The organism is Bacillus sp. NTK071 (genome assembly GCF_017303315.1).
GTDB lineage: Bacteria > Bacillota > Bacilli > Bacillales > Guptibacillaceae > Guptibacillus.
In genome coordinates this window covers 582,520-596,625 of sequence record NZ_JAFKOI010000002.1, presented here as the reverse complement: position 1 = coordinate 596,625, position 14,106 = coordinate 582,520, and the positions used below count along the sequence as shown (strand labels likewise).

The 14,106-nt window shown below is 40.1% G+C and carries 13 protein-coding genes, 1 riboswitch and 1 other annotated feature; of the genes, 7 read left to right on the top strand and 6 right to left on the bottom strand.

All coding sequences use genetic code 11. From position 1 onward, the window contains the following. Nucleotides 1–19: 19 nt before the first annotated feature. Both JI666_RS07345 and JI666_RS07340 read right to left on the bottom strand, forming a co-directional pair. Nucleotides 20–1,051, bottom strand: a complete 1,032-nt coding sequence (locus JI666_RS07345; protein WP_206890238.1) for a cytochrome d ubiquinol oxidase subunit II — start codon at nt 1,049–1,051, stop codon at nt 20–22. Between the two features lie 57 nt (nt 1,052–1,108). Further along, nucleotides 1,109–2,431 (bottom strand): cytochrome ubiquinol oxidase subunit I, encoded by a 1,323-nt coding sequence (locus tag JI666_RS07340; RefSeq protein WP_206890235.1) that lies wholly within the window; start codon nt 2,429–2,431, stop codon nt 1,109–1,111. A gap of 140 nt (nt 2,432–2,571) precedes the next feature. Here JI666_RS07340 and JI666_RS07335 point away from each other — a divergent pair, with 140 nt between their 5' ends. After that, a complete protein-coding gene (locus JI666_RS07335; protein WP_169525470.1) occupies nt 2,572–3,144 on the top strand; it encodes a TVP38/TMEM64 family protein in 573 nt (190 codons plus the stop codon). Between the two features lie 47 nt (nt 3,145–3,191). Here JI666_RS07335 and JI666_RS07330 read toward each other — a convergent pair whose 3' ends face one another. Then, nucleotides 3,192–3,587, bottom strand: a complete 396-nt coding sequence (locus tag JI666_RS07330) for a sigma-w pathway protein ysdB (RefSeq protein ID WP_206890233.1) — start codon at nt 3,585–3,587, stop codon at nt 3,192–3,194. Between the two features lie 96 nt (nt 3,588–3,683). Here JI666_RS07330 and JI666_RS07325 point away from each other — a divergent pair, with 96 nt between their 5' ends. Together JI666_RS07325 and JI666_RS07320 are read left to right on the top strand one after the other, a co-directional pair. Further along, on the top strand, nt 3,684–4,172 hold the full coding sequence (locus tag JI666_RS07325) for a dUTP diphosphatase (protein WP_206890231.1): 489 nt from the start codon (nt 3,684–3,686) through the stop codon (nt 4,170–4,172). A gap of 81 nt (nt 4,173–4,253) precedes the next feature. Next, nucleotides 4,254–5,336: a M42 family metallopeptidase gene (locus JI666_RS07320; protein ID WP_206890229.1), complete on the top strand. Its 1,083-nt coding sequence runs from the start codon at nt 4,254–4,256 to the stop codon at nt 5,334–5,336. Between the two features lie 41 nt (nt 5,337–5,377). Here JI666_RS07320 and sspI read toward each other — a convergent pair whose 3' ends face one another. Continuing rightward, complete coding sequence (gene sspI, locus JI666_RS07315; RefSeq protein ID WP_048312427.1) at nt 5,378–5,584, bottom strand: small acid-soluble spore protein SspI; 207 nt, start codon at nt 5,582–5,584, stop codon at nt 5,378–5,380. Between the two features lie 138 nt (nt 5,585–5,722). Here sspI and JI666_RS07310 point away from each other — a divergent pair, with 138 nt between their 5' ends. The 3 genes from JI666_RS07310 (at nt 5,723) to pheT (ending at nt 10,296) form a co-directional block, all read left to right on the top strand. Then, the gene (locus JI666_RS07310; RefSeq protein ID WP_206890412.1) at nt 5,723–6,475 is read left to right on the top strand and encodes a TrmH family RNA methyltransferase; all 753 of its coding nucleotides are present in this window, start codon (nt 5,723–5,725) and stop codon (nt 6,473–6,475) included. 54 nt (nt 6,476–6,529) lie between these two features. Further along, nucleotides 6,530–6,756 (top strand) — a binding site (T-box leader). Nucleotides 6,757–6,829: 73 nt separating this feature from the next. Next, nucleotides 6,830–7,864 carry a phenylalanine--tRNA ligase subunit alpha gene (gene pheS / locus JI666_RS07305; RefSeq protein WP_206890227.1) on the top strand — a complete coding sequence of 345 codons (1,035 nt, stop codon included), beginning with the start codon at nt 6,830–6,832 and terminating at the stop codon, nt 7,862–7,864. Nucleotides 7,865–7,887: 23 nt separating this feature from the next. Then, a complete protein-coding gene (gene pheT, locus JI666_RS07300) occupies nt 7,888–10,296 on the top strand; it encodes a phenylalanine--tRNA ligase subunit beta (RefSeq protein ID WP_206890225.1) in 2,409 nt (802 codons plus the stop codon). A 120-nt stretch (nt 10,297–10,416) separates the two neighbouring features. Here the strand turns inward: pheT and JI666_RS07295 are convergent, their stop codons facing one another. Beyond that, complete coding sequence (locus JI666_RS07295) at nt 10,417–11,607, bottom strand: NupC/NupG family nucleoside CNT transporter (RefSeq protein ID WP_206890223.1); 1,191 nt, start codon at nt 11,605–11,607, stop codon at nt 10,417–10,419. A gap of 136 nt (nt 11,608–11,743) precedes the next feature. Next, nucleotides 11,744–11,846, bottom strand: a riboswitch (purine riboswitch). A gap of 194 nt (nt 11,847–12,040) precedes the next feature. On the opposite strand from JI666_RS07295, the gene JI666_RS07290 reads away from it, so the two are divergent. Continuing rightward, nucleotides 12,041–13,015 carry a nucleoside hydrolase gene (locus tag JI666_RS07290; protein WP_206890221.1) on the top strand — a complete coding sequence of 325 codons (975 nt, stop codon included), beginning with the start codon at nt 12,041–12,043 and terminating at the stop codon, nt 13,013–13,015. 61 nt (nt 13,016–13,076) lie between these two features. Here the strand turns inward: JI666_RS07290 and rnhC are convergent, their stop codons facing one another. Then, nucleotides 13,077–14,024 carry a ribonuclease HIII gene (rnhC, locus tag JI666_RS07285; protein WP_206890219.1) on the bottom strand — a complete coding sequence of 316 codons (948 nt, stop codon included), beginning with the start codon at nt 14,022–14,024 and terminating at the stop codon, nt 13,077–13,079. Nucleotides 14,025–14,106 lie beyond the last annotated feature (82 nt).

Genomic DNA, 14,106 nt, shown 5'->3' with positions numbered 1-14,106 from the left:
TTGCCGCTAAAGAGCGAAGTCACGATTCGTTTTGCTTAAGGTATCTTTTATCTTTAAGAAAAAGTCGCCAAAAGTAAATAAATCCAGGTGTTAGGATAAAGAAAGCGACAATATACGTTACGATTAATGCGCGAAAAGTAGCCGGGTCTGTGAATCCAGTTTCAATCGTAACATTTGGATAAACAATATAAGGTAGATGCGCAGAACCGTAAGCGTAGCTTGCAAGCAGATACTGCGTTACCACGCTAATCATTGCAAGTCTTGGGATACCGACTCCGGTTTTTCTAGGGATAAAGAGAGAAGCATAACCAAGAGCAAATGTAGCAACAGATCCAATAAGCCACGGAGTGTAGGTCAATAGGTTTTCATATAGCCACAAAGCTTCATTACGTATTGTGAGAACGAGCAGTCCCGCCATCGCTAGTGAAATTGGACCAACGAGAATGGCGTCTCTTCTATACGTTTGATAAGCCTCTTGATCACCAGATACGTTAGAGTAATCAGAAAGCAACAGGGATGATAGAAAGAGCGTACTTGATATCGCAAAAGCCATAAACGCATATACGCTTGGACTCGCTAATAACTGACTTAATAGTAGACGTTCTGCTCCATTAGTCGTTTCAATAAAATTGCCATGCGTGATTGGCAGAACACAAATCAAGAGGGCGGGAATAAGGAAACCAGTTATTCCTGAAATAATTGTTAAGATGCGTTTGTAATTTGATGACGCTGAATGTGAAAATACAAGAAACGCACTTCGCAAGGCTAGTAAAAGAATAATAATGCTACCTGGAATGAGAAGAACAGTACCAAGTGTAAAGGTTGCTCCAGGGAAAAAGCTGAAAAGAGCAACCACAATAGCCACAATGAATACATTTGTTACTTCCCATGAAGGAGATAGATAGCGGTTCGCTATATTCGTTGCCTTTGTGTTGTTTCTATTTAGATAAATCATAGACCAGAATCCTGCACCGAAATCAATTGTAGCCATAACTGCGTAAATGAAAACCAGTCCCCAAATTAATGTAATGGCGTAGGCTGCTTCTGACATATTGTCACCTCTTATCTTTTTTAGTCCAGGGGATATGTACATCTCCCTGTTGAGAAATTATTGGTCTAATTCATGTGCAATTGGGTTACGGTTAAAATAATAACGAAGAACAAGCACTGTCGAGATCATTAGAATGATATAGACAATTAGGAAGAAAACGAAAAGCAGACCGATATTACCTGAAGTCGTGACCGCTTCCTCTGTCTTCATTACGTGATAAATAATCCATGGTTGCCTTCCTGTACAGGCGAAGATCCAACCGAATTCAATTGCAGTCATTGCAAGAGGTCCAGCGGCTATAAACCCCCACATGAGGGGGCGTGGGAACTCTTTACGCTTAAGAATTTTGTACCACGTAAAACCTACGATAGATAATAGAAGTAACAAAGAGCCGATTCCTACCATAGAGTTAAATAGGGTATGGACAAATAGGGGTGGCCATTCATCCTCTGGCCATTCTTCAAGTCCAAGAACTTCGGTATCAAAGGAGTCATCTGAAAGGAAACTAAGCGCCCATGGTACTTCAATTGCCCACTTTACCTCTCGCTCTTCCTTATCTGTATAACCTCCAATAGCAAGTGGGGCATACGTCTGTGTTTCGAATAATCCTTCTGCAGCGGCAAGCTTTTCTGGTTGATATTGATAGAGCTGTTGAGCAGATTCATGTCCATTCAATGATGTTAAGACTGAAAAAATACCTCCGATTACGAGTCCCATCATTAATGCTTTATGATGAAACTTATATTCTCTCGTATTTCCTCGTTGACGGATCATCTTATAAGCAGCAATGGAAGCGATCACAAACGCACCTGTCATTAAAGCCGAAACCGTTACATGTCCAGCTGTAACGAAAAAGGAAGGGTTAAAAAATGCTTCCCATGGATCAACGTTTACAAACTTACCATCTACAATCTCAAACCCAGCTGGAGTTCCTTCGAAGGCGTGAACGTTTGTGATTAAGATAGCGGACGCGCTAGCACCGAATGCAACGAGTGTTACGCTAACAATACGCATGATAGGAGAAAGACGATCTGCTGCATAAACATAAATAGACATAAAGAGAGCTTCTAGGAAAAAAGCATAAATCTCTATTTGGAAGGGTAGTGCGATGACTCGCCCTACTACTTCCATAAATCCAGGCCATAGGAGAGATAGCTGAACCCCTGCTATCGTTCCAGTGGGAATGGCTACGCCCAGTAAGACAGCAAATCCCTTCGTCCAACGGTTAGCCATTAAAGCATAGTCTTTGTCCTTTGTTTTCTGATACATTAGCTCAGCAATAAGAACCATGAAGGGTAACCCTACACCAAGCGTTGCATAAATAATATGTACACCCATTGTCATACCAAATAACGAGCGGGCAATAACGAGTTCATCCAAAGCAATCTCCTCCATTTACCGTTCTGTTCAAATCTCCCCTTATTGTCCACGTATTACCAGAAAATATTCTAATTGATCACTCATTTTTTGACATAACAACTCGTCTTCTGTCATACACGTTAATGGAAGGGGGGAACATCATGAGTGAGCTCGTCCTACCGCTTGTCGAAGTTGTGTCGAATAGCGGAATATACGCCCCGTTCTATTTTATTGTTCTTCATTTTATTCGTCAGTTTGTATTTGTGCCGGTGAGTGTTGTATGTATTGCTGGAGGAGTTATGTTCGGAGCGCTTTACGGTACGATCTATTCGGTTATTGGCATTACGGTTGTAAGCACTGTTTTCTATTTATTTGTTAAGCGAGTACCGGCATTGTTTAAGAAAATAACTCGGATGAAAGAAAAATGGATGCGTAAACGAATGCCGATGTCTGTTGGTCAAATTGCAATTTTAAGATTAGTTCCTTTCGTTCATTTTCATTTTATATCGCTTTGTTTAATTGAGGTTTCAAAAGATTTTCCGGGTTACTTACGATCATCAATAATATCAAATTTACCACTTGCGTTGTTGTATTCCTTTTTCGGAACTGCTATACGGGGCTTTGATCCTGTCCTTATTGTCTTAATTCTGTCAGGTCTTGCTATCCTTTTCTATTTATTAAGAAGAAGAGAGTGGATTATGAAATGGGATGAATTCTTTCAGCCGGCAAGATGAGAACAATAAACGAAGAAATCCCCCTGATCTCAGGGGGATTTCTTCGTTTATGAGTTTTCTCTGTGACGGAGAAATTCTTTCACTGGGCTTTTCCATTCGATTTGAGCACTTGGATAGCGTAGATCCATCTCTTTCTCAAGGAAATAGAAATCTTCTTTCTCGAGTAAATAAAGCTCTGAAGCATTCTTCACACCTACAGATATTGTAATGATATCGAATGAATGATCTGTCGTTCCAAGGTATTTCTCACCCTCAAATAGGGCTCCCTTATACGTGACAAGAAAGTTCTTTCTAACGTTGGACGAGTCATCAAAAAAATAGTAATCTTTATGGTCATAGGCCTTCTCGAGCTTGCGTTTTGGATCGATAAAAAAGCGGATGACAGAATAAGCAATCAAGACCATTGCAGCAAGAATGACAAGACGAAAAAGAATAATAATCATTAGTCAGCACCTCATTTTCACTATGCTTCTATTCTTTATACGTTTATGATAAAGAAAGGTTTCATAAAAAGAAATGTTTTAGAAAGGACGATTAGGTTGAATTTCGAAAAACTATTTGCACTACAAAAACAACTAGATGATCGAATTGTGCGAGAACATGGTCTTGAAGAAGAAGATCTATTTGAAAATAAGCTGCTTGCTTTAAAAGTAGAAGTGGGTGAGCTTGCGAATGAAACGCGGTGCTTTAAATATTGGAGCAAGAAAGCCCCTTCTTCTAAAGAAACAGTTCTGGAGGAGTATGTTGATGGGATTCACTTTATTCTGTCACTAGGACTTGAGCTTGGTTTTACTCATGGCGTTATTCCAAGCGAATCTGACGAACGACTTACAGCGGTTCAAGCTTTTCACGATGTTTACAGGGCGATTGAGCGAGTTGCTAATGAAAAAGCAGAAGCTGCCTATCTTCAGCTTATTGAACATTACCTAGTACTTGGCGATCGAATTGGTTTAAAATTGGATGAAATTGATCAAGCCTACTTAAAAAAGAATGAAGTGAATCATAACAGGCAGGATGACGGATATTAGAAGTGTGAAGCGCTCTCAATTGTGAAAAATTTCGGAAACCGTTATAATAAACAGAGAATACATATCAAGGAGGCAATACATATGGCGAAAGATGAAACATTGCAGATGCTTAAGGAATTAACAGATGCGAATGGTGTACCGGGCAATGAACGTGAACCCCGCGATGTTATGAGAAAGTACATCGAACCTCTTGCTGATGAGTTAATGTATGATAACTTGGGTAGTTTAATTGCTGTTAAAAAAGGTAAATCAGAAGGCCCGAAAATCATGGTAGCTGGTCACCTTGATGAAATCGGCTTTATGGTTACACGAATTGATGATAAAGGATTTCTTTGGTTCCAAACGGTTGGAGGCTGGTGGGAGCAGGTAATGCTTGCTCAGCGTGTTAACGTTATGACACGTAAAGGCAATATTATGGGCGTTATTGGTTCAAAACCTCCTCATATTCTTCCTGCAGAACAGCGTAAGAAATCAGTCGATAAGAAAGATATGTTTATCGATATTGGTGCTTCAAGTAAAGAAGAAGCTATGGAGTGGGGAGTTAAACCGGGTGACTCTGTTGTGCCAGTTTGTGAATTCACGGTCATGAATAACGAGAAGATGCTTATGGCTAAAGCATGGGATAACCGCATCGGTTGTGCGATTGCAATCGAAGTTCTTCGAAAGCTTAAGGATGGCGACCACCCGAACACGGTATACGGCGTGGGAACGGTTCAAGAAGAAGTAGGTCTTCGAGGCGCTACAACAGCTGCCAATATGATTAAGCCGGATATCGGTTTTGCAGTGGATGTTGGTATTGCTGGAGATACGCCTGGAGTTAGTGATAAGGATGCTCAATCCAAAATGGGTAAAGGTCCACAAATCATTATGTATGATGCGTCAATGGTTAGTCATAAAGGCCTTCGTGACCTTGTTACTGACACAGCTGACGAGAAGGACATTCCTTATCAATTTGATGCGATCGCAGGTGGTGGGACAGATTCAGGTAAAATTCACCTTACTGCAAATGGAGTGCCTGCATTATCCATCACAATTGCGACACGTTATATTCACACTCACGCAGCGATTCTACATCGCGATGACTTCGAAAATGCTGTTAAATTAATTGTTGAAGTCATTAAAAAGCTAGACGCTGATACAGTTAAAGAAATTACATTCAATTAAACACAAAATCCGGTGGCACTCTTGCCACCGGATTTTGCTCGTTAATTTACGCCTTGTGCCATGTAAGATAGCATTTGCTCACGTTCATTCTCTGGAGCTTCTTTCCAAAGAATTTCGAAAAGAACGCCGAGTCCTGGAAGCATCTTCTCTTCTCCGCTTTGCATAGCGTCAAGGATTGTAGCTTCAAGCTGCTCCTCGTTATTTCCATCAATGTTAGCGAGGATCGCTTTTCGTAAGTTAAGGTCCATGCTTTACACCTCACCTTTCTCATTCGCTTGTTAGAACAAGCACCATTAGTATGAGCGTTTAAGTCTAATTTCATGAGTTTTGTTGGAATCTTCCGTTCTGACCCTTTATAATGAAAACATTGAGAACCAAAGGAGAGCATAATGATTATAGAATCCGTAAAGAATCAAAAAGTGAAAGATTGGAAAAAGCTACAAACAAGAAAAGGAAGAGAGAAAGCAGAGGCTTATCTTATTGAAGGGCCACATATTATTGAAGAAGCTGCAAAAGCAGAAGCCCCTATTGTAGAAGTCATTCTCACAGAAGGTATGGATATATCTTCCTATCCGTTTAAAGAAAGTCCTGTTGTCTATACTGTTACAGAGAAAGTGATGCTCGAACTAACCGGTACGGAAACACCACAGGGCATAATGGCTGTTTGTCAAATGGTCGAGCCTGCATCCCCTCAAAATGGCAAGCTTCTTCTTCTAGATGCCATTCAGGATCCTGGAAATTTAGGTACGATTATTCGTACTGCAGATAGTGCAGGATATGATGGTATTTTATTAGGAGAAGGGACAGTAGATCCTTACAATAGTAAAGTGCTTCGTTCTACACAAGGCTCTATTTTCCATTTGCCAGTAAAAAAAGCGAATTTAGTTGAAGAAGTTAAATCTCTCAAGCAATCAGGAATGCACATATATGCAACAGAAGTGAGCGGGGGCACGCCCTATCAAGAGCTTGAACGCCAATCAAACTTTGCCGTTATTCTTGGTAACGAAGCAAATGGAGTATCAGATGAACTTCAAACGCTGGCAGATGTAAATGTCTATATCCCTATATTTGGCGATGCCGAGTCATTAAATGTAGCTGTAGCCGCTGGAATTCTTATGTATGGTTTACTCCCTTCATAATCGGGCTTGCAGAGTGATGGTTTTTTTTCTATAATTAGAATCAACTTATATATGTTAAAAACAATGATAGAGAGTAGTAAGCTGCCACTGCCTTTGCAGGGAGGAAATGCCGTGACTGGAAGCATTTCTATAGGGAAGCCGCCGAATTCGCTCTGGAGTTGCCGCTTAGTTCGTATACAAAAGCGGATCGGTTACAAACCGTTATTCTTTGCTTAAGGCTGATAGAGTCATTCTATCAGTGAATTAGGGTGGTACCGCGAAATCAAATCTTCGCCCCTTTACTGGGAGCGAGGATTTTTTTATTGCTTAAAAAAGCTTTACTTGAAAGAAAAGTATGAAGTGGAGGTTAAAACGATGCAGGAACGTTTACAAACGTTAAAAGAGGAAGCCCTGTCACAAATTGAGAAAGCTTCTTCAATGAAAGAAGTACAGGATATTCGGGTTGCGTACCTTGGAAAAAAAGGACCAATTACAGAAATTTCGAAAGGAATGGGCAAGCTGTCGGCAGAAGAGCGCCCTAAGATGGGACAGCTGGTGAATGAAATTCGTACAGCTATCTCAGACCAACTTGAAGAAAAAGTGAATGGTTTAGAGAAGGCGGCTGTTGAAGAAAGGCTCAAGAAAGAAACAATTGATATCTCTCTTCCAGGTCGTCCAATAAAGAGAGGCAATCATCATCCGCTAACGAGGGTTATTGAAGAAATTGAAGATCTCTTTCTTGGAATGGGCTTTTCAATCGCTGAAGGACCCGAAGTTGAAACAGATTATTATAATTTTGAAGCACTAAATCTTCCTAAAGATCATCCAGCTCGTGATATGCAAGATTCATTCTATATTACTGAGGAAACATTACTTCGTACACATACGTCTCCTATGCAGGCAAGAACGATGGAGAAACTTAACGGTGAAGGCCCAGTTAAAATCATTGTTCCGGGTAAGGTTTATCGTCGTGATACAGATGATGCAACGCACTCTCATCAATTCATGCAAATTGAAGGATTAATGGTTGGAGAAAATGTTCGAATGAGTGATTTGAAGGGCGTATTGCAATCATTTGCAAAGAAAATGTTCGGCGACGAGCGTGAAATTCGCCTCCGCCCGAGCTTCTTCCCATTCACAGAACCTTCAGTTGAAATGGATATTTCATGCTTCATATGCGGTGGTAACGGTTGTTCTGTATGTAAAGGGACTGGATGGATTGAGATTCTTGGTGGGGGAATGGTTCATCCGAACGTTCTCCGTATGTCAGGATTTGACCCTGATAAAGTAACTGGCTTTGCATTTGGAATGGGACCTGAACGAATTGCAATGCTTAAATATGGCATTGATGATATTCGTCATTTCTACACAAATGACAGTCGATTTATTAAACAATTTAACACACTATAGACGATAGTGAGGAGGAGAAAAGAATGCTCGTATCAATGAACTGGCTTCAACAATATGTAGATCTAGATAGTTATTCAGCTGATGAACTTGCTGACCTTATTACTAAGGGAGGTATTGAAGTTGAGACAGTTGAAAAGCTTAATAAAGGAATTAGTGGCGTGGTAATTGGACATGTTCTATCATGTGAACAACATCCTGATGCGGATAAGTTAAATATTTGCCGTGTGGACATTGGTGAAGAAGAACCTGTCCAAATTATCTGTGGAGCTGCGAATATAGCAGAAGGCCAACACGTAGCAGTTGCGAAGGTTGGTGCTGTTCTTCCAGGAAACTTCAAGATTAAGAAAGCAAAACTTCGTGGTGAAGCATCACATGGTATGATCTGCTCGCTACAAGAGCTTGGTATTGAAAGCAAGCTTGTTCAAAAAGAATTTGCTGATGGTATTTTTGTATTTAGTGATGATGTAACACCAGGTGAAGATGCGCTTCATTACCTTAATTTAAACGATGAAATTCTTGAATTAGGTTTAACGCCAAACCGTGCAGATGCGATGAATATGATCGGTGTTGCATATGAAGTTGGGGCAGTCCTAAATCGATCAATTGAACTACCATCACCTGAGCTTGTCCGTACAGAGGAAAGCGCAGAAGATTATGTGTCTCTTCATGTGGAGAATGAAGATGACAATCCTTATTACGGTGCAACTGTTATTAAAGACGTAACAATCGCCTCATCTCCGCAATGGCTTGTAAACAGACTCGTCTCTGCAGGGATTCGTCCAATTAATAATGTAGTTGATATTACAAACTATGTCCTCCTTGAATACGGACAGCCGCTACACGCTTTCGATTATGACCGTTTTGGATCGAAAGAGGTTGTCATTCGTCGTGCAACAGATGGAGAGAAACTCGTCACGCTTGATGATACGGAGCGCACGCTTTCAAGTGATCACCTTGTGATAACGAATGGTTCTAAGCCAGTTGCTGTAGCAGGTGTAATGGGTGGAGCAGATTCTGAAGTTCAACAAGATACAACTACGATCTTGCTCGAAGCAGCTTATTTTAATAGTAAGCTTGTTCGTAAAGCATCGAAAGATCTAGGGTTAAGAAGTGACTCTAGCGCACGTTTTGAAAAAGGTATTGATCGTAATCGCGTAGTTGGCGCAAGCGAACGTGCTGCTCAGCTTATTCAAGAGATTGCCGGTGGAACGGTTCTTAACGGAATAGTGGAACAAGGCGCACGAACAGTTGAAGCGAAAGATGTAAGTATCGAAGTAACGAGAATTAATCAGGTGCTCGGTACTGAAATTTCTGAAACAGAAGTTGCGGCTATTTTTGAGCGTCTTCAATTCTCATATCAGAATTTTGGTGGAACGTTTACTGTTCAGGTTCCTCCTCGTCGTCCAGACATCACGATTTCAGAGGACTTGATTGAGGAAGTTGGCCGTCTTTATGGTTATGATAATGTCCCTGCAACGTTACCAATTACAGAAAGTACGCCAGGTCAACTTTCTGACTACCAGAAGAAACGTCGTCGTGTTCGCCGCGCGTTAGAAGGAGCGGGACTTGACCAGACTGTTACTTATTCACTCACTAGCCCATCAAAGCGTATATTCTTCTCTGATGAGACAACAGATGCCATTCGTCTCGCAATGCCGATGAGTGAAGAGCGAAGTGAACTTAGAACTAGTCTGTTGCCTCATCTTCTTGAGGTAGCGCAGTATAACAAGAACCGTCAGTTAGAGAACCTTGCTTTCTACGAAACAGCTTCTGTTTTCTTACCAAGTGGAGAGCTCCCTCAGGAACAGGAACATCTTGCGGGTGTGGTATCTGGCCAATGGCAAGAGCATTTATGGCAGAAAGAAAAGAAACCAGTTGATTTCTTCGTTGTCAAAGGTATTCTTGAAGAGCTTGCCGTAGAGTTCGGTGTGGAAGAGCGTCTTACATTTGCTCGAGCAGATGAACCAAAACTTCATCCTGGTAGAACGGCAGCAGTTCATCTTGATAATGAATTGATCGGTTACATTGGTCAACTACATCCTGAAGTTGAGAAAGAACTCGATTTAAGTGAAACGTATGTTTTCGAAATTAATCTTGAAGCATTGTTGAAAGCAAATGTTGATCATCTTCAGTATAAGAAGCTTCCTCGCTTCCCTTCTGTCACCCGTGACGTTGCACTCGTTGTAAATGAGTCGCTTGAAGCGGGACAAGTGAAACGTGTCATCGAAGAAGCCGGTGGAACAAAGCTTGTAGAAATTAATCTATTTGATGTCTATCAGGGCGAGCATCTAGAAGAAGGTAAGAAATCTCTTGCTTTCTCCTTGCGTTATTACAACCCTGAACAAACATTAACAGAAGAAGAAGTAAAGAAGGCGCATGATCGTGTGCTTACAGCTGTCGAAGAACAATTCGGTGCTGCGCTTCGTAGGTAATAGAAAAGACTTCCTTCTTATATAAGAAGGAAGTCTTTTTTTTATGACATATTCTAAAAACTAATTGGAGCGGAAGTTAACCCACGCTTATAGCAACAATGTCTACGAAAAGAGTTTTTTTTACATAAACATACCAACAAAAATAGCCGTAATAAACGAAGCGAGCGTTCCGCCAATAATCGCTTTGAATCCAAGACGTGATACCTGAGAACGCTTAGAAGGCTCAAGTGAGCCAAGTCCAATAATCAATTGACCAATAGACGAGAAGTTCGCAAAGTTACAAAGAGCAACTGAAAGAATCGCTATTGTTTTCTCAGATAATCCATCCTGTATAGAAGTTAAATTCTGATAAGCAACAAATTCATTTATCGACATTTTGGTACCAATGATTGAAGCAGCACGGAAGGCTTCATCTAGTGGAATACCGACAAGTAAAGCAAACGGATAGAAAATATACCCTAGAATCGAGCCAAGATCAGTTCCAACTACACCAAGCATACCGTTTACAACAGCAAGAATACTAATGAATGCTATTAAAAGACCACCAATATTTAATGCAAGTGTAACACCACTAACTGTACCGTCTGCGATTGCTTCGAAAATGTTAGCATGTTCCGACTTCTTCATCCTTACGTTTTCATTCGTTTGAGATACTTCGGTTTCAGGTTCCATGATTTTTGAAATAATAAGGGATACGAATGGGACACTGAAAACGGAAATTAATAAGTACTTTAGATCAATTCCCATTAGTGAGTAACCAACTAGGATAGCACCACTAGCGGAAGCTGTACCACCAACCATAATCGCGAATATTTCAGATCTCGTTAATAATTTCAGATATGGTTTAACGAGGAGAGGTGCTTCCGCAAGGCCTAGAAAAGAGTTACCTACTGCATTAAATGTTTCAACCTTTGTTGTTCCCATAATTTTGCCTATTGTTACCCCAATTACTTGAACGACGAGTGGAATGATACGTAAATAATAAAGAGCAGAGACGAGCGCAGAAATGAAAATAATAACAGCAAGTACATTAATAGCAAAAACAAACGTTAAATCTGTTTGTTCATATAATCCACCGAATACAAATTGAATTCCTTCATTACTGTAATTAATGACATTTTGTACTCCTGTAGATGCTTTTTCCAGTAACAGCTTTCCTGCATTTACTTTAAGGACAAACAGAACGAATAGTCCTTCAATAAGTAAACCTATTCCGATCGTTTTCCATTTAACTGATGTTTTCCTGTTGCTTAGCAACCAGGCAATCGCAAGTACGCCTGCAATTGATAAAAATCCTGTGATAATATTCATGATGACTGAATCCCCCTGTTAAATAAGTGTTGCTCCACAAATAATCTATGAAAATATAAAAACCCTAACTTTTAATGAAGTTCGGGTTAACAGGAAGAATAGTCGCAACGTTAAATACACCACATGTGTAGTAACTAACAATGCGTACCTTCCCTATAGTCCAGCAATTAACGGTTGCCGGGTAGAAACTTATTGGACCCTATTTCCAAAATTATATAGAGATAAATGTGAAGTTGTATTAATCAATCTAGCAGATGAAATAGTAGGTAGCAAGACCTATTAAGATAGTAGGAATCTTTCAAAAATTCAACCTCAAAATGTAAGCGTTCGACAAAATACGACGTATTGTTTCTCTTCCTAAGCTTTGATAGAGTACAAAGTGAAAAGTTGAAATTTCAGTCAGACGAGTATTTTTAGTTTAAGGAGATGACATATGAGTAAAAAACGAGTGTATTTTAACCATGATGGTGGAGTTGATGATTTAGCATCATTGTTTCTCTTGCTTACAATGGAGGAAGTAGAGCTAGTAGGTGTATCTGTTATTCCGGCAGATTGCTATTTAGAACCCGCTGTATCAGCAAGTAGAAAAATAATCGATCGATTTGGTAAGAGTGAAGGTCTTAACGTTGCTGCTTCAACTTCACGTGGTATCAATCCATTCCCGAAAGAATGGCGTATGCACGCATTTTACGTAGATGCCTTACCTTTATTGAATGAGGCAAACGTCATCAACACCCCAAAGTCAGAATTACCCTCACACTTGCATCTAATTCAAACACTTGAACAAAGCAACGAACCACTTACACTTCTTTTTACAGGGCCATTAACAGATCTTGCAAGAGCTTTAGAAATCTCACCTGAAATTGAGAAGAAGATCGATAAGTTAGTTTGGATGGGAGGAACATTTCTCGATGAAGGAAATGTCGAAGAGCCTGAACATGACGGGACCGCAGAATGGAATGCTTTCTGGGATCCGGAGGCAGTCGCAACTGTTTTTGATACTAACATTACAATAGAAATGGTTGCTCTTGAAAGTACGAATCAAGTTCCGTTAACGAACGAAGTACGCAATATGTGGGCATCCGAACGAAAGCAAATAGGCGTTGATTTTATTGGGCAATGCTATGCAATGTGCCCACCACTTGTTCATATCGAAACAAACTCTACTTACTATCTTTGGGATGTGTTAACAACGGTATCTGTAACGTCTCAATCGTTTATCCATTCGAAGGTGGTTAAGTGTAGCGTTGAAAAAGATGGGGTAAGTCAGGGAAGAACAGTTCTAGATGAAAAGGGACGAGAAGTTAGGGTCGTCAATGATGTTAATCGTGATATGTTCTTTCAATATATTACAGCACTCATGCATCATGCAGAAGATCAATTAGAGGCTCCACAATTATACTTATAGTCTTGAAGATTAAAAAGCTGGCTCAACTGAGCCAGCTTTTATCTATAGTGTAAGAGATCGATTAGGATCGATCAGCTTTCTCAGCAATTTTCTTTGCTTTTAAGCTGTTAGCAAAATGTAGTTTAGCGAGTTTATTAAGTACGTCTTCACCATGTTTTTGAATTAACTTGGCCGCTGCAAGATCTACACCTGCCCCCGCTCCTTTTGGTAATTTAACGTTATTTTCTTTTCCAAGTTTATCGATTTCCATGACGAAAGAATACCTTGCAATGATAGAAGCGGCTGCAACTGCTAGATGAATCTCTTCTGCCTTAGTTGCGAAATACACTTTATCTTTCACAATTGTCGATTGACCCTTCAAATAGTTAAAATAAATTTCTGGTTTAGCGAATTGGTCAATTAAAATAGCGTCATATGAAGGGATTTTGCGTTGTACATTTTGAATGGCCTGATTATGTAATAAAGCCTTCATTTTCCCCTGATTCATTCCTTTTTTCTGCATTGCATTATACTTTTCGTTTGGTAATACCATAAGACTATATGGAATTGTTTTAATCAGGTTCCTTGCGATCTCAATGATTTCAGGATCTTTCATTCCTTTAGAATCTCTTACACCAAGCTCTTTTAAGAGTGGAATCTGTTTTTGGTCAACGAAGGCAGCTGCTACTGTAATAGGTCCAAAGAAGTCTCCTGTTCCTACTTCATCACTTCCAATAGCTGATAGAGTAGAAATATGAGTAGGTGGTGCAAATCGATGATCGCCCACTTTTTTCTTTGCAGGTGATTTACCCGAAGTAGGAGTACTAGAAGACTGCCATGGTTTTGCCTCTACATCTGCTCCTGAACCTTGGAACATAATTTTCCCAGACCTGTATCCTGTAATAGTACAAGAGGGTGTCTTTGCTACGAAAATGCTTCCTGGTGGCTGTTTATCGCTTAAGTGGCTGTTGTATTTCTGTTTAATTTCATTCATAATGGATGGTGATACAGTTAGAACTACCTGTGACATAACAAAACTCCCTTTGTGAACTGTGCTTACATCCTATTATATCAGACTGTGTTTGTGAATCGGAACGGTTCAAGAGCACTGT